This window comes from Rhizobium sp. K33 (assembly GCF_056501445.1).
The window spans coordinates 3,843,961-3,865,704 of sequence record NZ_CP096478.1 but is presented as its reverse complement, the minus strand read 5'-3'; the positions used below and the strand labels follow the sequence as shown (position 1 = coordinate 3,865,704).

21 protein-coding genes are annotated in these 21,744 nt (G+C 62.9%); 5 read left to right on the top strand and 16 right to left on the bottom strand.

All coding sequences use genetic code 11. From position 1 onward, the window contains the following. The first annotated feature begins 23 nt into the window (after positions 1-23). Complete coding sequence (locus M1E12_RS18625) at positions 24-1,748, top strand: ABC transporter ATP-binding protein/permease (protein ID WP_479562871.1); 1,725 nt, start codon at positions 24-26, stop codon at positions 1,746-1,748. A 19-nt stretch (positions 1,749-1,767) separates the two neighbouring features. Here M1E12_RS18625 and M1E12_RS18620 read toward each other — a convergent pair whose 3' ends face one another. The 4 genes from M1E12_RS18620 to M1E12_RS18605 form a co-directional block, all read right to left on the bottom strand. Beyond that, the gene (locus tag M1E12_RS18620; protein WP_479562870.1) at positions 1,768-3,597 is read right to left on the bottom strand and encodes an ABC-F family ATP-binding cassette domain-containing protein; all 1,830 of its coding nucleotides are present in this window, start codon (positions 3,595-3,597) and stop codon (positions 1,768-1,770) included. 4 nt (positions 3,598-3,601) lie between these two features. Beyond that, entirely contained in the window at positions 3,602-4,255 is a 654-nt protein-coding gene (locus M1E12_RS18615) for a thiamine diphosphokinase (RefSeq protein ID WP_479562869.1), read from the bottom strand. A 122-nt stretch (positions 4,256-4,377) separates the two neighbouring features. After that, on the bottom strand, positions 4,378-4,515 hold the full coding sequence (locus M1E12_RS18610) for a hypothetical protein (protein WP_167494915.1): 138 nt from the start codon (positions 4,513-4,515) through the stop codon (positions 4,378-4,380). Then, positions 4,479-4,760 carry a cold-shock protein gene (locus M1E12_RS18605; protein ID WP_113459187.1) on the bottom strand — a complete coding sequence of 94 codons (282 nt, stop codon included), beginning with the start codon at positions 4,758-4,760 and terminating at the stop codon, positions 4,479-4,481. Before M1E12_RS18605 ends, M1E12_RS18610 begins: the two co-directional genes overlap by 37 nt. A gap of 367 nt (positions 4,761-5,127) precedes the next feature. On the opposite strand from M1E12_RS18605, the gene M1E12_RS18600 reads away from it, so the two are divergent. Continuing rightward, on the top strand, positions 5,128-5,967 hold the full coding sequence (locus M1E12_RS18600; RefSeq protein ID WP_479564917.1) for an AAA family ATPase: 840 nt from the start codon (positions 5,128-5,130) through the stop codon (positions 5,965-5,967). A 101-nt stretch (positions 5,968-6,068) separates the two neighbouring features. On the opposite strand, the gene bfr is transcribed toward M1E12_RS18600, so the two are convergent. The 5 genes from bfr to M1E12_RS18575 all read right to left on the bottom strand — a co-directional run bounded on the left by bfr (position 6,069) and on the right by M1E12_RS18575 (position 12,981). Continuing rightward, entirely contained in the window at positions 6,069-6,554 is a 486-nt protein-coding gene (gene bfr / locus M1E12_RS18595) for a bacterioferritin (protein ID WP_113459042.1), read from the bottom strand. A gap of 212 nt (positions 6,555-6,766) precedes the next feature. Then, a complete protein-coding gene (locus tag M1E12_RS18590) occupies positions 6,767-7,090 on the bottom strand; it encodes a (2Fe-2S)-binding protein (protein ID WP_136539281.1) in 324 nt (107 codons plus the stop codon). Between the two features lie 117 nt (positions 7,091-7,207). Then, positions 7,208-10,570, bottom strand: coding sequence for an error-prone DNA polymerase (locus tag M1E12_RS18585; RefSeq protein WP_479562868.1), 3,363 nt, complete (start codon positions 10,568-10,570; stop codon positions 7,208-7,210). Between the two features lie 10 nt (positions 10,571-10,580). Continuing rightward, positions 10,581-12,008 carry a Y-family DNA polymerase gene (locus M1E12_RS18580; RefSeq protein WP_479564916.1) on the bottom strand — a complete coding sequence of 476 codons (1,428 nt, stop codon included), beginning with the start codon at positions 12,006-12,008 and terminating at the stop codon, positions 10,581-10,583. Between the two features lie 40 nt (positions 12,009-12,048). After that, the gene (locus M1E12_RS18575; RefSeq protein WP_479562867.1) at positions 12,049-12,981 is read right to left on the bottom strand and encodes an ImuA family protein; all 933 of its coding nucleotides are present in this window, start codon (positions 12,979-12,981) and stop codon (positions 12,049-12,051) included. A 159-nt stretch (positions 12,982-13,140) separates the two neighbouring features. On the opposite strand from M1E12_RS18575, the gene M1E12_RS18570 reads away from it, so the two are divergent. Together M1E12_RS18570 and M1E12_RS18565 are read left to right on the top strand one after the other, a co-directional pair. After that, entirely contained in the window at positions 13,141-13,584 is a 444-nt protein-coding gene (locus M1E12_RS18570; RefSeq protein WP_113459038.1) for a metallopeptidase family protein, read from the top strand. A 109-nt stretch (positions 13,585-13,693) separates the two neighbouring features. Beyond that, the gene (locus M1E12_RS18565) at positions 13,694-14,443 is read left to right on the top strand and encodes an SDR family oxidoreductase (protein WP_479562866.1); all 750 of its coding nucleotides are present in this window, start codon (positions 13,694-13,696) and stop codon (positions 14,441-14,443) included. A 24-nt stretch (positions 14,444-14,467) separates the two neighbouring features. Here M1E12_RS18565 and ftrA read toward each other — a convergent pair whose 3' ends face one another. After that, a complete protein-coding gene (gene ftrA, locus M1E12_RS18560) occupies positions 14,468-15,466 on the bottom strand; it encodes a transcriptional regulator FtrA (protein WP_479562865.1) in 999 nt (332 codons plus the stop codon). A 96-nt stretch (positions 15,467-15,562) separates the two neighbouring features. Here ftrA and M1E12_RS18555 point away from each other — a divergent pair, with 96 nt between their 5' ends. Then, on the top strand, positions 15,563-15,970 hold the full coding sequence (locus M1E12_RS18555) for a rhodanese-like domain-containing protein (RefSeq protein WP_479562864.1): 408 nt from the start codon (positions 15,563-15,565) through the stop codon (positions 15,968-15,970). A 9-nt stretch (positions 15,971-15,979) separates the two neighbouring features. On the opposite strand, the gene M1E12_RS18550 is transcribed toward M1E12_RS18555, so the two are convergent. The 6 genes from M1E12_RS18550 to rsfS form a co-directional block, all read right to left on the bottom strand. Then, positions 15,980-16,513: an RNA pyrophosphohydrolase gene (locus M1E12_RS18550; protein ID WP_479562863.1), complete on the bottom strand. Its 534-nt coding sequence runs from the start codon at positions 16,511-16,513 to the stop codon at positions 15,980-15,982. Positions 16,514-16,520: 7 nt separating this feature from the next. Next, the gene (locus M1E12_RS18545; protein WP_479562862.1) at positions 16,521-17,702 is read right to left on the bottom strand and encodes a divergent polysaccharide deacetylase family protein; all 1,182 of its coding nucleotides are present in this window, start codon (positions 17,700-17,702) and stop codon (positions 16,521-16,523) included. A gap of 85 nt (positions 17,703-17,787) precedes the next feature. Then, on the bottom strand, positions 17,788-19,107 hold the full coding sequence (locus M1E12_RS18540) for a S41 family peptidase (RefSeq protein WP_479562861.1): 1,320 nt from the start codon (positions 19,105-19,107) through the stop codon (positions 17,788-17,790). Then, positions 19,097-20,512, bottom strand: coding sequence for a murein hydrolase activator EnvC family protein (locus tag M1E12_RS18535; RefSeq protein WP_479564915.1), 1,416 nt, complete (start codon positions 20,510-20,512; stop codon positions 19,097-19,099). The genes M1E12_RS18540 and M1E12_RS18535 overlap by 11 nt, the downstream gene beginning before the upstream one ends. Before the next feature lie 148 nt (positions 20,513-20,660). Then, complete coding sequence (gene rlmH / locus M1E12_RS18530; protein WP_479562860.1) at positions 20,661-21,143, bottom strand: 23S rRNA (pseudouridine(1915)-N(3))-methyltransferase RlmH; 483 nt, start codon at positions 21,141-21,143, stop codon at positions 20,661-20,663. A 103-nt stretch (positions 21,144-21,246) separates the two neighbouring features. Further along, entirely contained in the window at positions 21,247-21,657 is a 411-nt protein-coding gene (gene rsfS / locus M1E12_RS18525) for a ribosome silencing factor (protein WP_183954621.1), read from the bottom strand. Between the last annotated feature and the right edge of the window lie 87 nt (positions 21,658-21,744).

Genomic DNA, 21,744 nt, shown 5'->3' with positions numbered 1-21,744 from the left:
AACCGTATGGGTGTGTCGCCGATGTGGAATCCAGTTTCTGGCGGCAGATCGGGATCGCCTCAGACAGTTTCTGGATGTCATCCGTCCGCAACCGGATCCTTGTTTTTGCCGCAGCGCTCATCGTCGTCATTCTGGCAACCGCCTACGGGACCGTGATCCTCAACCAGTGGAACGCGCCATTCTACAACGCGCTGGAACGGCGTGATCTCGCTGCTTTCCTGAACGAGTTGCGCAACTTCGCCTTCATTGCGGGGGCGCTGCTCGTGCTGAATGTCGTCCAGGCCTGGCTCAATCAGATGACGGCGCTGCACATGCGCGAGGGTCTCTCACGCGATGTCATCGATCAATGGCTCAATGGCGCGCGTGCCTACCGGCTGTCGCTCTCCAGCCCGCTCGGCATCAATCCCGACCAGCGGCTGCACGAGGATGCGCGCAAACTGGCAGAAATGACCACGTCGCTGGCGATCGGGTTGTTCAATGCGACGGTCCTGCTTGTCAGCTTCATTGGCGTTCTCTGGAGCCTGTCGAACGACTTCACCTTCCGCATCGGGCAGACCAGCTTTCATATCCCTGGCTATATGGTCTGGGGTGCGCTCGTATATGCGCTTCTGGCATCGCTTCTGAGCGAGCTCGTCGGGCGCAGTCTCTCCAAACTGAATGCGGAGCGCTATGGCCGCGAGGCTGACCTCAGGTTCTCGCTCATGCGCGCCAATGAAAATCTGGAGGCGATTGCGCTCGCCCATGGCGAGGAGACGGAGCGGCGCCACATCCACCAATCCCTCGACGGCGTCCTGGGCTCGATCCGCCATCTGGCGCTGGCGCTCACCAATCTCACCTGGGTTACCGCCGGTTTCGGCTGGTTGGCGATCATCGTGCCGATCCTCATTGCGTCGCCCGCTTACTTTGCCGGGACGATCACGTTCGGCGGGCTGATGATGGCCGCTGCTGCCTTCACGCAGGTCTATTCGGCACTGCGCTGGTACGTGGATAATTTCGGAGCGATTGCCGATTGGCGGGCAGCTTTGCTGCGCGTTACCGTGTTTCGTGCGGCGTTGGTCAGCATGGGCGAAGATCAGCGAGGAGCGGGCCGGCTTGAGTACTCGCAAAGCGATGACGGAACTCTGCGCCTGGACAATCTGGAGATTTGCACGCGCGTCCAAGGCGACGTCTGCGAAAGCGCGTTTCGGCTGCGGGAGCGCAACCTTGTGGTTGCGCCCGGCGATCGCGTGATGATCAATGGTGACCAGGGCATCAATCGCAAGATGCTGTTTCACGCCATGGCGGGTATCTGGCCCTTCGGGCGGGGGCGGATTGCGTTGCCTCGGGACCAGGACATCATCTTCGTGCCGCAGACCGGCTACCTGCCCGAGGGCCGCTTGCGCAGTCTTCTCGCCTATCCTGTCGCTTCGGCACGCTTCTCAGATGCCGAGATGATCGAGGCGCTTCGCACCGTGGGTCTCGCGGACCTTACCGGACGCCTCGACGAGAGAGGCAGATGGGAGCGCATCCTGGACAAGGACCAGCAGATGGCGCTGGCCTTCGCCAATATCCTCATCCGCAAGCCGCGCTGGCTGGTCATGCATGACGTTCTGGAGGGGCTGGAGCCGGACACGGAGAGGCGGCTCACGAGCATTCTTGCGCAGATGCAGGATGCGACCCTGATCTATCTCGGTCGGTCGCTTGCCCTCGCCGATGCAACAGGCGCAAGAGCCGTTCATCTGGAGAAGATCGAGGCGGAGCGGGCCTGAGGTTCGGAGGCGCTCAGGCTCAGCCTTCCAGCTCTTCACGCAGCATTTCAAGCTCCAGCCATTCCTCTTCCATGCGTGTGATATCGGCGCGCAGCTTTTCCATTTCCGCCGCCAGCTTGTTGAAAGTCACGGGGTCCTTGGTGAAGAGGTTGGGGTCGGCCATCTTCGCTTCGCGGGCGGCGATCTCCTTCTCGGCCTTTTCCATTTCCTTCGGCAGGTTTTCGAGCGCAAATTTCTGCTTGAAGGAGAGCTTGCCCTTGCTGTTTGCGCTGCCGCCAGGCTTGCCGCCCGAGGCTTCCTGAGCCTTGGCCTTCTCCGCCTTTTCGACGCGCCTGCGCTCGTCCTCAACGCCCTTGCGCTGGGCGAGCATGTCGGAATAGCCGCCGGCATATTCGATCCAGCGGCCATCGGGGGCATCCGGATTGGCCGGCGCAATGGTCGAGGTCACCGTGCGGTCGAGGAAGTCACGGTCGTGGCTGACGAGGATGACGGTGCCGGAATAGCCGGCGACGATTTCCTGCAGCAGATCGAGCGTCTCGATGTCCAGGTCGTTCGTCGGCTCGTCGAGTATCAGGAGGTTCGAGGGCTTGGCCATGATCCGCGCCAGCATCAGGCGGGCACGCTCGCCGCCCGAGAGGTTGCGGATCGGGGTGCGGGCCTGTTCCGGCTGGAAGAGGAAGTCCTTCATATAGCCGGTGACATGCTTCTGCTCGCCATTGACCAGAAGGTTTTCGCCGCGACCATCGGTCAGGTAATGGGCAAGGGAATCATCGGGATTGAGGTCCTCGCGCTTTTGGTCGAGGACTGCGATTTCGAGGTTGGTGCCGAGCTTCACCAGACCCTCGTCCGGCCCCAGCTGGCCCGTCAGCATCTTCAGGAGCGTGGTCTTGCCGGCGCCGTTCGGGCCGATCAGACCGATGCAGTCGCCGCGATGGACACGGATCGAGAAGGGCGCGACAATGGTGCGATCATCATAGGTCTTGGTGATCTTGTCCGCCTCGATGACCAGCTTGCCGCTTTCCTTGCCCTCGGTCACCGAGGCCTGGATCGTGCCCTGCGGGCCCTTGTGGCCGCGGTAATTGGCACGCAGCGCCTGGAGATTGCCGAGGCGGCGCATGTTACGCTTGCGCCGCGCGGTGACGCCGTAACGTAGCCAGTGTTCCTCACGTTCGATCTGGCGACCGAGCTTGTGCTGCTCGATCTCTTCTTCTTCGAGCACCTGGTCGCGCCATTCCTCGAAATGGGCAAAGCCGCGGTTGAGGCGCCGGGACAGGCCGCGATCGAGCCAGACGGTGGCGGTCGAGATCTTTTCCAGGAATCGCCGGTCGTGGGAAATGAGGACGAGCGCACTGCGGCTTTTCGACAGCTCGCCTTCCAGCCACTCGATCGTCGGCAGGTCGAGATGGTTGGTCGGCTCGTCGAGCATCAGGATGTCCGGCTCGGGTGCGAGCACGCGGGCAAGGGCCGCACGGCGGGCTTCGCCGCCGGAGAGACGGGTCGGGTCTTCCTGGCCGGTGAGACCGAGATGTTCCAGCAGATAAGTGACGCGATAGGGATCGTCGCCCGGACCCAAGCCCGCTTCGGCATAGGCCTGGACGGTCGCGAATCCTGCGAAATCCGGGGCCTGTTCGAGATAACGAATGGTCGAGGCGGGGTGGCGGAAGACTTCGCCCGACTGCGCCTCGACGAGGCCGGCAGCGATCTTCATCAGCGTCGATTTGCCCGAGCCGTTGCGTCCCACCAGGCAGATGCGGTCGCCGGGCTCCACCTGCAGGCCGGCACCGGCGAGCAGAGGCGTGCCGCCGAAGGAGAGATGAATGTCGTCGAGTTTCAGAATGGGAGGTGCCAAGGCATCAGGCTCCGGAAAGATCGTAAGGGCGGGCGAGCAGCATGGCCCGGCCACGGGACAGCGAGACCGAGATCGGCCCCTCGGCAATGTTGGATATCGTGCGCGACGAGCCGAAGGGCAGTTTGAAATCCTGTAACGGATAGCGCGCGTTGTTGATCGTCAGGCCTTCGAGCGTGGTAAAGCCGAGGACCGAAAAGAGTGCGCCCTTGGGCAGCTCGAGGGCGAGTTCGCTGTCTTCCGCGAAGGGATAGGCCTCTTCCTCACCCGAGGTCAGCACCACTTCATAACCGTCTTCGACGAGGCCGAGTGCATTCAGATAGTGCTGGAGCGCATGGTCGGAGCGTTCGCCACCCAGCGCACCGGCGAAAATCAGGCGCGTGGCACCGCGGGCGATCGCTTCGGCGACGGCGATCTCGCCATCGGTCGCGGCTTTGGCGGCCGGGTAGGTGCGGCGCTCCACCGAGGGAAAGCGTTCGATCAAGGCCGCGTCGCTGCTGTCGAAATCTCCGACCCAGAGCTCCGGCAGCACGTTGAGCTCAAGGGCGTGACGCATGCCGCTGTCGGCCGCGATCACGCGGCTTCCTTGTGTGAGGGCGCGCAGGCGGTCGGTTACGGTCAGGGTGCCGCCGAGCAGGAGGGTGAAGGAGGTGGCGTTCATGCGCCTGCCCATACCGCATCTTCACCCGAAAGGGAAAGGAGAATGCGTCGCAGACAGCGCTGGACTGCTTGTGACAGACTTCCCGGACCAGCCGTTTCAGGCATGGTCCGGGTCTAACGATTTCAGCGCTTCTTGGGAGAAGCGGCCTCCGCACTCTTGATCTGCGTGGTGAAGGTCGAAACCGGGGTTGCTGCCGGCTTGGCCTTGTCCTGTTTCGGCTTCCTTACTTCGCGGTTCGAACGCTGCTGGCCTTTAGCCATGATGTGGTTTCCTTCTTCGGCGTGGCCGGTGCCCGGGCGGATGCCTTGCTGCGGCTTGGATCGATATCGGTTTCGGCGATGCAACGGTCGAAGCTCTCGCTTTCGAAACGCACGCGGTATTGCCTGCTGCCGCCCGTTTCGGGGAGCGTCGCCAGCACCTTGCAGGAGCCATTGCTGCGGGCGAGGCGGATGGGGCCATCTTTCAGCGTTACTGTGTCGCCGATGGAATAAAGGTGTCTGGTCAAGCGGGTCTCCTGCAGCTGGGAGGCTGCGGTCGGGACAGACATCCATGAGAGATCTGCGGGTCGGACAAAGCGTTCCGCCGGTCTACAGGAGACTGCCGTTATAAGAGGCATTGCTGCCGGACCAATGGGTCCAGACTGCGAATAGTGGGTCGATGAGAAGGTCGGTGATGTCCGGAGCCCGAAATTCCGTCCTTGCGGATGGGGCACTTGCAGACGGACACGCATCAGCGTTCATGGGATGCAGCCTGTCAGATTGCTGGGAAAACACAAGCTATTTCTGCCAAATGGTCGAAAGCCGCACCTGTGCTTGCACCCGGTCACACGCGTCACTACGTTGCCGCCGAGTATGGAGCGAGGCTCAGTTATGATGCAGTTTCAAGGTACCGCCGACTATGTGGCTGACAAGGATCTGATGGTTGCGGTCAATGCCGCGATCCGGCTGGAGCGGCCGCTTCTGGTCAAAGGGGAACCCGGGACCGGCAAGACCGAACTTGCGCGCCAGGTTGCCGCCGCACTCGGTCTCGACATGCTGGAATGGAATGTCAAGTCGACCACCAAGGCGCAACAGGGGCTTTACGAGTATGACGCCGTCTCGCGCCTGCGCGACAGCCAGCTTGGGGACGTCCGCGTCAACGACGTCAGAAACTACATCCGCCGGGGCAAGCTCTGGCAGGCCTTTGCCGCAGAGCGCAAGACGGTTCTGCTGATCGACGAGATCGACAAGGCGGATATCGAGTTTCCCAACGATCTTCTGCAGGAACTCGACCGGATGGAGTTTCACGTCTACGAGACAGGTGAGACGGTGACGGCGAAGATTCGGCCGATCGTGATCATCACTTCCAACAACGAGAAGGAACTGCCGGACGCTTTCCTGCGCCGCTGCTTCTTCCACTACATCCGCTTTCCCGATGCCGAGACGTTGGAGAAAATCGTCGAGGTTCACTATCCCGGCATCAAGAAGGCCTTGCTGCGCAATGCGCTGACGCAATTCTACGAGATCCGCGAAACGCCGGGGCTGAAAAAGAAGCCTTCGACATCGGAAGCGCTTGATTGGATCAGGCTTCTCGTCGCCGAGGATGTCGACCCGACTGACCTGCGCGGCGAGGTGAAGAATGCGCTGCCGAAGCTGCATGGCGCTCTTCTGAAGAACGAGCAGGATGTGCATCTCTTCGAGCGTCTTGCCTTCATGGCACGGCGAGATCGCTGAGAATGCGGTAGGGATCGCTTGGCAGCGGCTGCCGCGCGAGCTTGTCCTCACGAAAAAAGGCCCCGCAAGCGAGGCCTCTCGTGGTCGGTCGAACGCTCGAATTATTCGGCGGAATCGGCCGAATCGGCGTTGAGCTGGCCGTATTTTTCTTCGCCGATCTTGGACAGAAGCTCGAGCTGGGTCTCGAGGAAGTCGATATGGCCTTCTTCGTCCATCAGCAGTTCTTCGAAGATCTTCATCGAGACGTAGTCACCGGCCTGATGACAGATGTCGCGGGAGGCCTTGTAGGCGGTGCGGGCATCGTATTCGCCGGCGAGGTCGGCTTCCAGGACTTCCTTGACGTTCTGGCCGATGCGCAGTGGAGCGACCTGCTGGAGGTTCGGGTGACCTTCGAGGAAGATGATCCGGTCGATGAGCTTGTCGGCGTGCTGCATTTCCTCGATCGACTCGGCGCGCTCCTTCTTGGCGAGCTTCGTGTAGCCCCAGTCGTTCAGCAGGCGGTAGTGCAGCCAGTACTGATTGACCGCGCCAAGCTCGAGGAACAGCGCCTCGTTGAGCCGTTCAATGACCTTCGGATCACCCTTCATGATGTTCGTCCCTTATGTGAATGGAATGTTGCAACTTTATCGATGGCACCCGGGTGTGTCGAGAGTTTTTTAGAAAGATTCTAATTCTGCGGGTTGAGCCTAGTATGCCCTATGCAGAGCCCGCGGCAAAGCCAGAGGCATTGCCGGAAAGACAGGTAAATTGCATTGGGGGATGGGAGTTCGAGCGGGAATGACCGACGGGAAAGCAACCGTCAGCCCGCAGCGCGCCTCGCCTCGATCATCGCCTGACGGCGCGCGGCAAGGGCGGCCTTCTGCTCTTCATGGAACTGTTTCAGGCGCTCCATGAAGTTGATGACCTTGGTTTCTTCGGTCTGGCGGACGGCGTGGTATTCCTGGGTGGTGCGGATGATGAGATCGACGACGTTCGGGAAGCAGCCACAGCAGCGACCGCGCTTGCCCATGGCATGGTAAACCTTGCCGGGGACGATCAGCTGCCAACAGTCCTCATCGAGCATCTCGTTGATGACGGCCTTGATCTCTTTGTCGGTGATGTAATTGCAGCTGCAGACCAGCATGGTCGGGGCACTCGTCAAACATGACATTCACTGTCGTCTTTCTCGTAAACACGATGCGCTTTGTCAAGAAAATTCGAGGGGCCGGCGACAGATGTGATCGAAAGCCCGAGCCGGTGTTCAATGGAAATTGCGTCCTTTCGGCATGAGATCGGCCATGGCACTGCGCCGGGGATGGCCGGGAGGTGGCGCGGCTACAAGGGCGGGACGCGGGGTTTTTTCCTGCTTGGCCTGCCGTTGATCGACGCCCGGGCGGCGCACTTCATCGGCATGGGCGAGGGTGTCGAGCGTCTTCAGATCGCCCAGAAGCAGACCGAGGCGGGAGCTGGCATCGACCAGATGGTCGGCCACGACATGGATGACACCATGGGCCTTTTGCAGGCGTCCCCGCAGCGCCACCAGCCGGGCACCCATGACAACGGGGCGATAACGCTCGAAGACCTTGGGCCAGACAATGACATTGGACGTGCCCGTTTCGTCTTCGAGCGTCATGAAGATCACGCCCTTGGCCGAGCCGGGGCGCTGGCGCACGAGCACGAGGCCGGCAATCTCCACCTTTGCCCCATGCGGCAGGCGTTCCAGATCTGCCGCCGAGCGGAGGCCTGCGCGATGCATGGCGTCTCGCAGAAACGAGACGGGATGCGCCTTCAAGGAGAAGGTCAGCGTGCGGTAATCGCTCAGCACCTCTTCCCCCGGCGGCATGCGGGGAAGGAGCATTTCGGCCTCGTCCTGAAGATCGTCCTGGCGGACCGTTTCGAACAGCGGCAGGACTTCGACCGCCGCGTCTCCATCCAGCGCCTGGGCAGCCCAGAGGGCATCGCGCCTCGATAGGCCGAGGGACGAAAAACAATCCGCATCCGCAAGCTTTTCGATCACGGCCCGGGGAAGCCGGGTGCGCAGCCACAGGTCGCGAACGGAATCATAGCCCTTTCCCCGTCGCGCAACGAGGAGATCGGCGGCGTCTTTCGGGAGGCCCTTGATCTGGCGGAAACCGAGGCGCACGGCCTGTTTCGAGCGGATGACGCTTCTCATCATGCGATGACGCGGAGTGATGCGATCCGGATCGAAGGCGCATGATCCGTTTTCATTGCCTTCTAGGAGGCAATCGAACTCAGAATGATTGACGTCGACGGGACGGATATCGACACCGTGTTCGCGCGCATCGCGCACCAGCTGGGCGGGCGCGTAAAAGCCCATGGGCTGGGAGTTCAGGATCGCGGCGCAAAAGACATCCGGGTAAAAAGCCTTGAACCAGCAGGAGACATAAACCAGCAGGGCAAAAGAGGCGGCATGGCTTTCGGGAAAGCCGTATTCGCCGAAACCCTCGATCTGGCTGAAGCAGCGGGCGGCGAATTCGGGATCATAGCCCCGTCGCACCATGCCCTCCACCATGCGTTTCTGGAAGCTCGAGACCTGGCCGGTGCGGCGGAAGGTGGCCATAGCGCGCCTGAGGCGGTCGGCCTCTGCGGGGGTGAACTCGGCCGCCGTGATGGCGATCTGCATCGCCTGTTCCTGGAAGAGCGGTACACCGAGCGTGCGCTCCAGCACGGTGCGCAGTTCTTCGCTGGGGTAATCGATCGGCCGACCTGCAAGCTTGTCTTCACGGCGCTCGAGATAGGGATGGACCATGTTGCCCTGGATGGGGCCGGGCCGGACGATCGCGACCTCGATCACCAGATCATAGAATTCGCGTGGCTTCAGCCGGGGCAGCATGCTCATCTGGGCACGACTTTCGATCTGGAAGACGCCGAGTGTGTCGGCGCGGCAGATCATGTCGTAGACCTCAGAACATTGATCCTGGTTGACCGTGGCGAGGGTCTCGTGGCGATCGTAATGGCTCGACAAGAGCTTGAAGGCCTTGGCGAGACAGGTGAGCATGCCGAGCGCCAGCACGTCGATCTTCAGGATCTTCAAGGTGTCGAGATCATCCTTGTCCCATTCGACCATGAAGCGGCCATCGGCCGTGTTCATGATCGGCACGACTTCGTCGAGACGATCGCGCGTGATGACGAAGCCGCCGACATGTTGCGACAGGTGGCGGGGAAAGCCCTGCAGGGTCTGGGCATAGTTCAGCACACGCCGGGTGGTGGGATCCTGCAGGTCGAGACCTGCTGCGTTTGCCTGTTCCTCGGTGAAGTCATTGGTCCACCAGCCCCAGATCGAGCCGGCAAGCGCCGACTGGACATCTTCCGAAAGGCCGAAAGCTTTTGCGACCTCGCGACCGGCCGAGCGGGCGCGGTAGCTGATGACGGCGGCGGTCAGGGCTGCATGTTCCCGGCCATAGGTTTCATAGATGAAGCGGATGACATCCTCCCGCTTCTCGTGTTCGAAATCGACATCGATATCAGGTGGTTCGTCGCGTTCGGTGGAGATGAAGCGATCGAAGAGCAGCGTCGTCTTCTGCGGGTCGACTTCGGTAATGCCGAGACAGAAGCAGACGGCGGAATTGGCCGCGGATCCGCGACCCTGACAGAGAATGCCGACCTCTCGGGCATGGCAGACGATCCGGTAGACGGTCAGGAAGTAGGGCTCGTAGCGTTTTTCCGCGATGAGTTTCAGCTCATAGTCCAGGAGACCCAGGACCTTCTTCGGAATGTCGTCCCCATAGCGTTTGCGGGCGCCCTCATAGGTCAGGCGGCGCAGCGCGCGGGCCGGGGATTCGCCATCGAAGATCTCGTCGGGATACTGATGCGACAGCTCGTCCAGCGAAAAATTCAGCCGGCTAAAGAAGCGTATATTGTTGTCGAGCGCTTCGGGCCAGGCGCGCAGCAGACGGGCCATTTCGGCCGGGCTCTTCAAATGCCGTTCGGCATGGGCATGCAGGCGCAGACCGGCTTCGGCGATCGGCAGATGCTCGCGGATCGCGACGACGACATCGGCAACGGGTTTGCGGTCCGGCGCGTGGTAAAACGCGTCATTCGTGGCGATCAGCGGCAGGCCGAGACGGTCGGCGATCCCGCCGAGTTCGGCGAAGGTCTTCTGGTCGAAACCGTCGTAGCGGGGTGTCAGAGCAAGGTAGAGGCGGCCTTCCAGCTGGGCGCGGATGGGGGCCAGACGGGTCTCGAAAGTCTGGACATCGGCGGTTTCGGGCAGCGAAGGCGGCATGGCCACGAAGAGAAGATCCCCGGACCATTCCAGAAGATCCGCCTGCCACAGGGTGCAGACCCCCTTCTTCGAGCGCAGATTGCCCTGGCTCAGCATGCGGCAGAGATTGCCCCATCCTTTCCGGTTCATTGGATAGGCAAGCAATTCCGGCGTGTCGTCGTCAAAGACGAGCCGCGCTCCGGGGCGGAATTCCAGGCCGTTCAGCTTGGCGGAGGCATGCAGGCGCACCACGCCGGCGACCGTGTTTCGATCCGCAAGGCCAAGACCCGAGAGACCGAGAAGGAGTGCGCGCTCCACCAGTTCCTCGGCATGGGATGCCCCATCCAGGAAGGAAAAGTTGCTGCGCAATCCGATCTCGTAAAAGGGCTGAACGGTCATGGCTCATGCCTCACGCGAAGAAGCCCTGGAGGAACCAGCTCGGCCTGACGGTGCGTCGTTCATAGAGGCCCTCGCGATAGAGCCAGAAGCGCTGGCCTTCGGTGTCCTCGATGCGAAAATAATCGCGCGGCGGTGAATCCTCGTCATCCACCCACCATTCCGGCGCAAGGCGCTCCGGCCCTTCCGCCCTGAGAACACGCCGCTGTACGCGCCGCCAGCGAAAGCTGGCCGGCGGACCATCGGGGACGGCGGACATGACCTCCACTTCCTCGGGCCGATCGAGCAGGCGCAGGGGGCGAAGGCCTCGGACCGTCCGGGCCGCCTTCTGTGTCTGGGATGGGACAAGATCGAGGGATCCCGATGCGTCGCTGACGGGGGCATGCAGCGTTGCCCGTTCCGGCCAATGGCTGGCCAGCGAGACGGGCAGGCGCAGCGCCCGCTCGCCCAAGCGGGCGGCAACCTGGTCGAGGAAGCGGGTGAGATCCTCCCGGTCGTTCGTCTCGTCTGCCAAAGCCGGCTGGGCATCGTCGAAGTTCTCACTCAGGAGAACGTTGAGGCGCACGAGTTCGAAACCGAAGCCGGCATCGAGTTCATCCTGCAAAACGCTGAGCCGCTCTTCGAAGAGGGCGCGGATGCGGGTGGCGTCGCGCAGTGGTGCAGAGGCGCCGACCTCGATGCGGAAGACGCGGCCATCGACGCGAAACACCAAGAGTTCGAACAGGCGACCACCCTCGCCGCGGGCTTCGAGCGATGTCTTGAGACCCGCGGCCAGACGACCGGCGAGATCGAGAACCTGATCCTCGGTCATGATCGGCTCGGCGAGGCGACGCTCGGCCGAGAGAAGCGGCAGATGACGCCGAGGCGAGATCGGTTCGCCTTCCCGGCCGAGTGCCTGATCGAGGCGGAGCATGGGGCCGGAGCCGAAGCGGCGCGTGATCGGCGGCCGGGGGGCTGCCAGCAGATCGGCGATGGTCTTCAGCCCAACGCGGGCGAGGTCCATGACGGTCTGTGTTTCAAGCCTCAAGGCGGCGATGGGGAGGGGGGCGAGGGCTGCAGCCATGTCCGATGGCGCGACACGCTGTGGCCGGCCGAAGCGGCTGCAGGCCCGGGCGAGGCCCGGTGTCGGGCCGACCGAAATGCGGACGGCGAAACCGAAGGCGGTGAGCCGATGATCGACATCCCGGATCAGCCGCTCCTCGCCGCCGAAGAGATGGGCGCAGCCGGTGATATCCAGCATCAGGCCGTCCTCACCGTCGAGCGCGACCAGTGGTGTGTAGCGATCGCACCAGTCGGCGATCGCTTCCAGGAGCGCGCGGTCAGCGGCTGGATCCGCTTCGATTACATCGAGTTTGGCGCAAATGGCGCGTGCCTCCGCCAGGCCCTGTCCCACTCGAAGGCCCAGGCTTTCCGCCGCCTCGTCCAGTGCCGTGATGCGCATGGCATTGGCGATGCGACCCGCGCAGACGAAGGGCGCGCGCTCAGGAGGCGCGGTCGAGGCGGGGGGCAAACGCCAGGAGAGACCCCAGCGGCGCCGGGCGATGCGGTCGGTCGGAAGCCTTGGGAAAAAGAGCGACAGAATGCGACGATCCGAGGCTTGAGGATGCGAACTGTTCGAAAAGGCGAAGGCGGCGGTCATCGGAATTCCACTCCAGAGTGAGTTCGGGTGAGCCCGGAATGCGGGATTTCTCAAGGGTGATGCGAAAGACTGGTGACCCGATGCTGCCGCCCAGCAGGGATCCGTCTGCGAGAGTTCGCGCCGCCGCTGGCGCGGGTTCGACAGACAGGCGAAGAAGAGCGCTGGAGGCCTCCTCTTCGCCGGCCTGCCGGAGGAGGATCAGCCTGCCACCGGTGGCGCGTGCCTTGAGGCTCATGCGCCGGCTCTCGGTGAGGCCGAATTTCTTTGGATTGCCGTGTACTTCCAGGAGAATGGCCGAAAAGGCGCGGGAGGCGAGTGCTGCCTCGACTAGCCACAGCGCATCCTCGATGCGGCGCGGCATGGCATGCACCAGCGTTGCCGATGACAGGCCGAAATCGAGAAGGCCGGGCGCATAGGCGAGGCCGGCCTCGCGCACGACATGCGGATCGGCAATGAACAGCAGGCGCTGCCTTGCTCCCCTGTCCTTCTCAGCGCTCATGAGGGCCAGCGCCAGACCGAAGCCCATCACGGCGCCGGCCTGCTGCAGCCGTCGTCCGCGCATCTCGATCAGGTTTCCCGGCGCCAGCATCTGGTTCATCAGGCCGTCGAACAGATCCTTGCGATCGCCCTCAAGCGCGCCATTGCCGCTTTGCGGATGCAATGATGCGGCCGTGGATGCGGCCGTGCGCGCGACATGGTCCGGCTTTCCCTCGATCCGGGCAATGGCTTCCCGCAAGGCAAAAAGCGTCTCACGCGCCTGAGGGCTCTCGCCCATGACGATCTCTCCTGATGAATTGTTCTCTATTTGTTCCTATGGATTCCAGAGCTTCAGGAAAGAGTCAACCGGATTCAAATAAGAATTTATTCCTTGACTGAATTCACTCTCGAAATGGCGCGGCAAAACCCCTATATGTTCGGCAGTTAAGGAGTATCCATGGCCCGCATAGACCAGAGCGAGGATTGGCGCGAACGACATGCCCCGACGATCAGCACATTCGAGTCGCTGGCGATCGAGGCCTATGGCCATCTGCCGCAGGAATTCCGTGATCTCACCAAGGATCTGATCATCGAGATCACCGATTTCCCCACCGACGAAGTGTTCGAGGACATGGCGCTGGAAACGCCCTTCGACCTGCTCGGCCTGTTCGAAGGACGCGGGATCTCGGAGCGGTTTTCGATGGAAACCGGCCTGATGCCGAACCGGATCATTCTCTATCGTCGCCCGATCCTCGACTATTGGGCCGAAAACGAAGAGACGCTCGGCGACATCATCACCCATGTGCTGATTCACGAGATCGGCCATCATTTCGGTCTGTCCGACGACGATATGGAGCGGATCGAAGAAAGCGCCGAAGAAGCCGCTGCCGCCGAGCGGTAACGCCCTCGCTCTCATTTTTTCCGACCGATGCAGCCTGCCCGCAGGAAACGGGTGGGTCGAGCATTGGCGTTCGCCTATCACCGACCTCCCAATCACGGAGGTTTTGATCATGACGAGTCTTCACGGCAAGGTTGCCATCATCACCGGTGCCTCATCCGGCATCGGACGGGCAACGGCACGCCTGTTTGCCAGAGAGGGCGCCAGTGTCGTCTTAAACGCGCGCGGCGTCGACGCCCTCGAAAGCGTGGCGGAGGAGATCCGAAGGGATGGTGGCCAGGCTGCGGCCATCCCCGGAGACGTGACACTGGCCGACACGCATGTGCGGCTGGTTGAAACGGCGCTTGAGCGTTTCGGCCGGCTCGACATTGCGATCAACAATGCCGGCACCGTGGGGCAGATCGCGCCTCTTGCAGACCTTAATCCCGACAGCTGGCATGCCGTGCTCAGCGGCAATCTCACCTCCGCCTTTCTGGCGGCGCGGGTGCAGATCCCGGCCATGCTCGAAGGTGGCGGCGGCGCGCTTGTCTTCGTGTCCAGCTTCGTTGGCACCAGTGTCGGCCTGCCTGGGATGGCTGCCTATGGTGCGGCGAAGGCTGGACTGATGGGCCTCGTCAAAGGGATCACCGCGGATTATGCGGCAGTGGGTGTCAGGGCCAATGCCCTGCTGCCGGGCGGAACGGATACGGCGATGGCCGGGGATCAGGCGCAGAAGGATTGGGCGGCCTCCCTGCATGCCCTGAAACGCATTGCAGAACCGGAGGAGATCGCCGCTGCCGCCCTCTTCCTCGCCGGGCCCATGGGCAGTTTCGTTGCCGGCTCCGCCCTTTACGCCGACGGCGGCAATTCGGCGGTCAAATGATCGCCTCGCTGTCGCGCGCCGGTCTCAGTTCGCATGGCCAAAGCGGGCCCGATAGGCCGTCGGGCTCGTCGCAAGCCGGGTCCGGAAATGGTGGCGGAGCGTGGCCGGCGTGCCGAAACCTGCGGCAAGCGCGATGTCATCGAGCGAGAGTGCTGCTTGGCGCTCCAACAGATCGCAGGCATGGCGCAGCCTGCGGGCGAGGAGAAACTCGCCCGGGCTGTTGCCGGTCAGATCGCGGAAGCGCCGCTGGAAGGTGCGCGCGCTCATGCCGGCGCGGGTTGCCATTTCGGAGAGCGTGATCTCCCGCTGCAGGTTGCGGTCGATCCAGTCGATGAGCGGTCCGAGCCTCTTGCCCTCGCGGTCCTGCGGAACCGGCCTGACAATGAACTGCGCCTGCCCGCCCTCGCGATGGGGCGGGACCACCAGACGGCGGGCGACGCTGTTGGCGGCCTCTGCTCCGAAATCCCGGCGCACCACATGCAGGCAGAGATCGATCCCTGCTGCACTGCCGGCAGCGGTGAGGATTTCGCCTTCATCGACGTAGAGCACATCCGGATCGAGGCGGATCAGTGGATGGCGGGAGCTGATGGCATCGGCATAGCGCCAATGCGTGGTCGCGTGCCGACCATCGAGAAGGCCGGTTGCGGCGAGCACTGCAACACCCGAACAGAGCGACATCAGACGCGCGCCGCGCGCATGGGCGCCGCGCAAGGCATCGACAAGCGTAACCGGGACGGCTTCATCGATGCCGCGCCAGCCGGGCACGACGATGAGGTCCGCTTCGTCCAGAAGCTCCAGCCCTCCCGCCGCGGTGACGGTCAGGCCACCGGCCGCCCGCAAAGGCCCCGGCTCGATCGCGGCGGTGGCTTGGCGGTACCAGCCATTGCCCATCTCCGGACGGGCGAGGCCGAAGACCTCGACGGCGACCCCGAATTCGAAGGTGCAGAGCCCGTCATAGGCGAGCGTGACGACCCTGGGGCCGGTCAGCATGGAGGCGGAGAAAGGCGAAATCGGTGCGGGCATTTGGCGTGATCTTTACGCATGTTGTCATCTGCGCCAATTTCGCCAAACGGCAGGAAAAAGCAAGTTCCCGATATCCGAAATCGAAAGGAGCCACCCATGCCAAGCCTCGTCACCAAAATCCCTGCCGCCGATCCTGCCCTTGTCGAAGCGCATTATGCCGCGCGGCTCGCCTTCGAAACGGATTGCTGGGACGTGCATGAGGTGATGAGCCGCGGTGAGGCCGATTTCGTTCTCCTCGACGTGCGGGGACCGAAGCTCTTCGAAAGGGCACATGTGCCGGGCGCGATCAACCTGCCGCATGGCAAGATGACGGAGCGGCGCATGGCGGAATGGCCGGAGGAGACACTCTTCGTCGTCTATTGCGCCGGCCCGCATTGCAACGGCACCGACCGGGCAGCGCTCCGCCTTGCCCGCCTTGGACGGAAGGTGAAGGTCATGATCGGCGGCATGACCGGCTGGGCGGATGAAGGCTTTGCCGTGGCCCATGGCCTCCGAAACGCCTGAGGGCGAACCTTACCCCGCCAGATGGGCGAATTCGGCGACGACCTGGTCGTAGACCTCGCGCTTGAAGGGGACGATCAGGCCGGGCAGGTCCTGCATGGGCTTCCATTCCCAGGCGTCGAATTCCGCCTCATGGCCACCCGGGGGCGGGTTGATGGCGATCTCGCTTTCGTCGCCTTCGAAGCGGAAGGCGAACCAGCGCTGGGTCTGACCGCGGAACTTGCCCTTCAAGCCGATGCCGATCAGCTCGGCGGGCAGATCGTAGTTGATCCAGCGGCCGGCCTCGGCGAGCAGCGAGACGGTTTTGATGCCCGTTTCCTCATAGAGCTCGCGCATGGCGGCCGGCAGCGGATCTTCGCCCGGGTCGATGCCGCCTTGCGGCATCTGCCAAAGCTGCGGCGAACCGTCATATTCGGAATTGCCTTCGGGGATGCGTCGGCCCGCCCAGACAAGTCCTTCCCGGTTCAACACCATGATCCCGACACAGGGGCGATAGGGCAGATCCTCGGCCTTTACCTGCGGCTTCGTCGTTCCGGTCTTCGTCATGATGTCCTCAAGGTGTGTTTTCGTTCGCCAGAGCGGAAACGCCGACGAATTCGATGCCGCGGGCCACGGCCTCGTTGCGCCATTCGGCAACCGCTGAAATGGTTTCGTCAAAGGCTGCCCCGACGCCGATGGCCTGGCCATTGCGCCTTGCGATCCGTTCCAACTCGTCGAGCTTAGCAAGGATCGCCTGACGGTCGACCTGGGCGTCGATCATCACGTCGGCATAGGCATGCGGGAAGCCGATCGCCTTGGCGTAATCGCCTGACAGCGAGCGGGCGGTCGAGCCGTCGTCGAGGAACATCAGGCCGCGTTTGCCGATGTCACGCATGACGGGGTCCATGGCCTTGTCATCGGACAGGAAGCGGGCGCCCATATAGTTCATGATGCCGGTGTAATTGGTGATCTGGGCCATGGCCTGGTGCAGATTGGCGAGATTGCTGGCGGCCGCCTTCTCGGCCAGCAGCGTGCCGCGGCCGGGATCGATCGCCGGATAGTCGAAGGGCTCCATGGGCACCTGGAGCAGGATTTCGTGGCCCTTGCGACGGGCTTCCTGCATCCAGCGCTGCAGGCTGTTGCCGGTGGCGGCGAAGGCGAGCGTGATGTCCTCCGGCAGGTCCTGGACAGCCTTCTGGCTGCCGGTCTGGCTGAGGCCGATGCCGCCGATCACGATCGCGATGCGGGTGCCGCGCGCGCCGGACCAGGGGCGGGCGTAAAAATCGACAGGGCGCAGACCCGATGCGGAGACAGTGGGGAGTTCACCGGCATCCGTCACCTCGATCAGGTCCTCGTTGGGCTGGCCTGCCAGCCGCGGGTCCTGGGTCCGGCTGGCGTCTATGACGACCGGGCCCTGACGTGCATTGGGGCTGAAGGTGGTAACGACATTGCCGTCTGCGGTCGTGGTGCGGCGGATGACGGCGCCGTCATCAGGGCCGCTTGGCGCAAGGCCTGCCGGAGCCTCGGTCGGATCGCGATCGGGCTGACTGCTGGCGATGGTCGTGGGCTCCGGCGGTGCCGGTGTGAGGCCGATCGGCGGATTGCTCTGAAGCGGTATGGGCGCCAGCGAGGTCCAGGCAGACAGGCCGAGCAGAGCGAGAGCGGCAAATACGGAAGACACGGTGGACAGGCGCAGGCGTGACCTGCCGCGGCGTTTGTCCTTTCGCTCTTGACCGAGCGGTGCATGAAGGTCCATGCGCGATTTCCAGTGATGCCGGCGGCCCAGATACGAAGAGGCCGCCCGCGCATCATCGATACGCGGGCGGCCATTTTCAAGTGGTTTACTGCAGCGACGCCTTTTGCGGGTCTGCCGGGAAGGCCGGATCGGTCTTCACGCCACGCAACAGGTCTAGCGCGTAGTTGAGCTGGACGTCGTCCTTGGCTTCCGGTGGCACATAGGCGACCGAGCCGGAGCCCTCTTCATTCTCGTTCTGGCCCTTGATGTGACCCGGAAGCGAGGATTCGCCCTCGGTGCGCACCTTGCCCTGGAGCTCTTCCGGAAGCGGCTGCTCGACCTTGATGTCGGGCTCGATGCCGGTTCCCTGGATCGAGTTGCCCGAGGGGGTGTAGTAGAGCGCCGTTGTCAGACGCAGCGCACCCTTGTCGCCCATCGGGATGATGGTCTGCACGGAGCCCTTGCCGAAGGAGCGGGTGCCGAGCACCGTCGCGCGCTTCAGGTCCTGCAGGGCGCCGGCCACGATTTCGGACGCCGATGCCGAGCCGCCATTGATCAGGACGATCACCGGCTTGCCGTCGGTCAGATCACCGGCCGTTGCGTTGAAGCGGCGGGTATCCTGCGGATCGCGCGAGCGGGTCGAAACGACTTCGCCGCGCTCCAGGAAGGCGTCGGAAACATAGATCGCCTGATCGAGCAGACCGCCCGGGTTGAGGCGAAGGTCGAGGACAAAGCCCTTCAGCTTGTCTTCCGGCACTTCCTTCTTGATCTTCTCGATCGCGGCTTCCAGGTCGTCATAGGTCTTCTCGGTGAAGGAGATGACGCGGAGATAGCCGACATCGCCTTCAACGCGCGACTTCACGGCGCGGATCGGGATGATTTCGCGGGTCACGGTGATGTCGAGCGGCTTGTCGGCGCCTTCACGCAGGATGGTCAGCTTGATCGGCGTGTTGACGGCACCGCGCATCTTTTCGACGGCTTCTTCGAGCTTCAGACCGCGAACGCTTTCGCCGTTGATCTCGGAGATGAAGTCGCCGGCGAGGATGCCGGCCTTGGCGCCGGGCGTGTCATCGATCGGGGTGATGACCTTGACCAGTTCTTCTTCCATCGTCACTTCGATGCCGATGCCGCCGAATTCACCGCGGGTCTGGGTCTGCATGTCGGCCGCGTCCTTGGCGTTCATGTAGACCGAGTGCGGGTCGAGCGAGGTCAGCATGCCGTTGATGGCGCTTTCGACCAGCTTGTTCTCGTCCGGCGGGGTGACGTATTGGGCGCGGATGCGCTCGAAGACGTCGCCGAAGATCGAGAGTTCCTTGTAGGTAGAATTGCCCGCCGCTTGCGCCGGAACACCTGCCGAATAGATGACGCTCATCGCGGTTGCGCCCATCAGTGCGCCGACGAGGAGAAGAGAGACCCTACGTATCATTCTGTGCCTTTCCAGAATCGCCTCCGGCCCACCAGGGACGGGAATCAACCGGTTTACCGTCTTTCCGAAGTTCAATGTAAAGTGTTGGCCGATCGGTTTCCAGCGCCAATACCGTCGCGCTCGCCACTCTTTTCTCACCCATGGTCGCCAGCGGCTCTCCGGAGAGAACAAACTTGCCCTGGCTCGTGCTGATCCGGTCCATACCAGACAGCACCATGTGATAGCCGTCGCCCGTGTTCAGAATGATCATCTGGCCGTAGCTTCGGAAATTTCCAGCAAACACCACCCATGCATCCGCCGGTGCGGTCACCAGCGCGCCAGGCTGCGAGGCAATGACGACCCCTTGAGCCTGGTGGCCCGTTCCGTCCGGATCACCGAACTGTCGCAGGGTTTCGCCGGCAACCGGCAATTCCAATTTCTGCTTCAGCTCCGAGAACGGATATGCTGGCGCAATGCGGTTTTTATCGGGCAGTCCAGACTGGGCAAGCTCCAGGGCGCGGGCCCTCTGCTCCTCGCTCATCTGGCTGCGCTTGAGCTCTTCCGCCCGCGCCAGTTCGGCAGCCTGGCGCACCGAGGTGATCTCGTTTTCCAGCGAGCGGATCAGCGCCTCCATGGTCGAGGCGCGTTCGGCAAGTGCTTCCGATTGTTTGCGTTCTGCCTGGAGCTGGAGAGAATTGGTACGGGCGAGACGCTCGTTTTCCGCCACCAGAAGATCCATCCGCCGCTCCTCTTCCTGGCGGTTGGCAATGGCGGCGACCATGCCGTCCATCTCCTTCCTGCCGGCCTCGCGCAGTGCGATCAACTCTTCGAGATCGGCGGCAAGCTTGTCGGTCTCGTGGCGGATCCCGGGCACGACGGCACCGAGCAGGATTGCGGTGCGGACCGATCCCAGGGCGTCCTCGGGGCTGACGAGCAAAGCGGGCGGGGGATTGCGCCCCATGCGCTGGAGGGCGGCCAGAACCTCGGCCAGCATGGCCCGGCGTTCGCGGAAGGAGGCGCGGATATCGTCTTCGCGCAGACCAATACCCGCGAGGCGCTTCTCGCCCTCGCTGATTTGCTTCTCGATGTCCTTGCGGCGGCTGGCCGACTCGATCAGGGCCGTCTTCAGGCTCTCCGATGTCTTTTCCAGATCTTCGATGCTCTTCTGCAGTTCGGCCGCCTTTCCCTCCGAGAGCTTCATGCTGGAGGCGATGGCCTGCAGTTCGGCGCTGACCTGGTCGCGCTTGGAGCGCAGTTCGAGCGCCGGATCCGGTGCCGGATCGGCCACGACCCGGTCGCCTGTCTGAGCCGGGGCGGTCGGCAGGGCTCCCGTCGTGGCGCCTGGGGCCGCCGGGGTCTGCGCCTGCTGTGCCAGCGTCAGAAGCGGCGAGGCCGATGCCAGAAGGCTTCCGAGAACACAAGCCATCGCCAGGCCCGCCTTTCGGCGGCGGCCTTGAAGGACGGCTGCGATGTCTTCGGTGACGGTGGGCAAGGGCTCTATCCGGTTCGGCGGCGAAAATACGCTGATTTGCGATCAAGGCAAAGCATTGCGTCGCCGATCGGGATCGGCGCCGTCAAACGCGGTGATAGGGATGTCCCGTCAGGATGGTCACGGCGCGGTAAAGCTGCTCGGCGATCAGGATGCGGACCAGCTGATGTGGCCAGGTGAGCTTGCCGAGATTGAGGACGAGGCGGGCGCGATCGCGCAGCTCGGGATCGATGCCATCGGCGCCACCGATGACGAAGGCCATGTCGCGCTGGCCATTGTCGGCGGCATCTCCGACGAATTTCGCGAATTCGGCACTGTCAAAAGCCTTGCCACGCTCGTCGAGGACGACAATGAGCGCGCCGTCGGGGATCTGGCGGGAAAGCTCCTGGGCTTCCTCGCGCTTTCTCGTGTCGGCATTGCCGGCGCGGCTTTCATTCAGCTCGACGGAGCGGGTGAACTCAAGGCCACATTGCGGCCCGGCCTTGGCAAGACGGTCCAAATAGCGGGACGCGAGTTCCTTCTCCGGACCGGCCTTAAGCCGGCCCACGGCATAGATGCCAATTTTCATGCGGGCAGTCCCAGTTTCAGGTCACAAAACCATCTCTATCGGCAGGAACTACCCTGCCGTGTCAATCCGGCTTCGGGACCGTCCTTGAGGACGGCCGGCCGTATTAGTGCAAGCGATCCTCGATGTCCGGAGCCGCCCACATCTTTTCGATGTTGTAGAACTCACGGATTTCGGGCCGGAACACATGCACGATGATGTCTCCCGTATCGATCAGCACCCAATCGCCACTGTCGAGACCTTCGACGCGGGCAGAGCCCAGGCCTTCGTCCTTCAGATCGGAGATGAGGTGTTCGCTGATCGCCGAGACATGACGGTTCGAGCGTCCGGACACGACCACCATGTAGTCGCCCAGGGCCGATTTGCCGGCAATGTCGATAGAGACGATGTCTTCTGCTTTAGAGTCCTCGAGGCTTGCGAGGACCAGCTCAAGCGCACGGGCTGCAGCATCGGCGCCACGTTCCATGCTCTTCGGGATAGCGCGAGAGGCGCGTCCCTTGGTGTGTACTGTTGTCAGAGTTCGTCCTTTCCTTGGAATAACAGAACAGCACGTCTGCGATTCTATAACTCGGATCGCCACCAAAAGGTGGCATTGATCTGTTAA

Coding starts and splice junctions, on each gene's coding strand:
- ftrA (WP_479562865.1), bottom strand. CDS start 15,466: ATGCCCGCACCGATTTCGCCTTTCTCCGCCTCCATGCTGACCGGCCCC.
- M1E12_RS18580 (WP_479564916.1), bottom strand. CDS start 12,008: ATGCGCATCACGGCACTGGACGAGGCGGCGGAAAGCCTGGGCCTTCGA.
- rlmH (WP_479562860.1), bottom strand. CDS start 21,143: ATGAAAATTGGCATCTATGCCGTGGGCCGGCTTAAGGCCGGTCCGGAG.
- M1E12_RS18535 (WP_479564915.1), bottom strand. CDS start 20,512: ATGGCTTGTGTTCTCGGAAGCCTTCTGGCATCGGCCTCGCCGCTTCTG.
- M1E12_RS18550 (WP_479562863.1), bottom strand. CDS start 16,513: ATGACGAAGACCGGAACGACGAAGCCGCAGGTAAAGGCCGAGGATCTG.
- bfr (WP_113459042.1), bottom strand. CDS start 6,554: ATGAAGGGTGATCCGAAGGTCATTGAACGGCTCAACGAGGCGCTGTTC.
- M1E12_RS18555 (WP_479562864.1), top strand. CDS start 15,563: ATGCCAAGCCTCGTCACCAAAATCCCTGCCGCCGATCCTGCCCTTGTC.
- M1E12_RS18590 (WP_136539281.1), bottom strand. CDS start 7,090: ATGCTGGTCTGCAGCTGCAATTACATCACCGACAAAGAGATCAAGGCC.
- M1E12_RS18565 (WP_479562866.1), top strand. CDS start 13,694: ATGACGAGTCTTCACGGCAAGGTTGCCATCATCACCGGTGCCTCATCC.
- M1E12_RS18585 (WP_479562868.1), bottom strand. CDS start 10,570: ATGACCGTTCAGCCCTTTTACGAGATCGGATTGCGCAGCAACTTTTCC.
- M1E12_RS18615 (WP_479562869.1), bottom strand. CDS start 4,255: ATGAACGCCACCTCCTTCACCCTCCTGCTCGGCGGCACCCTGACCGTA.
- M1E12_RS18600 (WP_479564917.1), top strand. CDS start 5,128: ATGCAGTTTCAAGGTACCGCCGACTATGTGGCTGACAAGGATCTGATG.
- M1E12_RS18610 (WP_167494915.1), bottom strand. CDS start 4,515: ATGGCTAAAGGCCAGCAGCGTTCGAACCGCGAAGTAAGGAAGCCGAAA.
- M1E12_RS18575 (WP_479562867.1), bottom strand. CDS start 12,981: ATGGGCGAGAGCCCTCAGGCGCGTGAGACGCTTTTTGCCTTGCGGGAA.
- M1E12_RS18545 (WP_479562862.1), bottom strand. CDS start 17,702: ATGGACCTTCATGCACCGCTCGGTCAAGAGCGAAAGGACAAACGCCGC.
- M1E12_RS18570 (WP_113459038.1), top strand. CDS start 13,141: ATGGCCCGCATAGACCAGAGCGAGGATTGGCGCGAACGACATGCCCCG.
- M1E12_RS18540 (WP_479562861.1), bottom strand. CDS start 19,107: ATGATACGTAGGGTCTCTCTTCTCCTCGTCGGCGCACTGATGGGCGCA.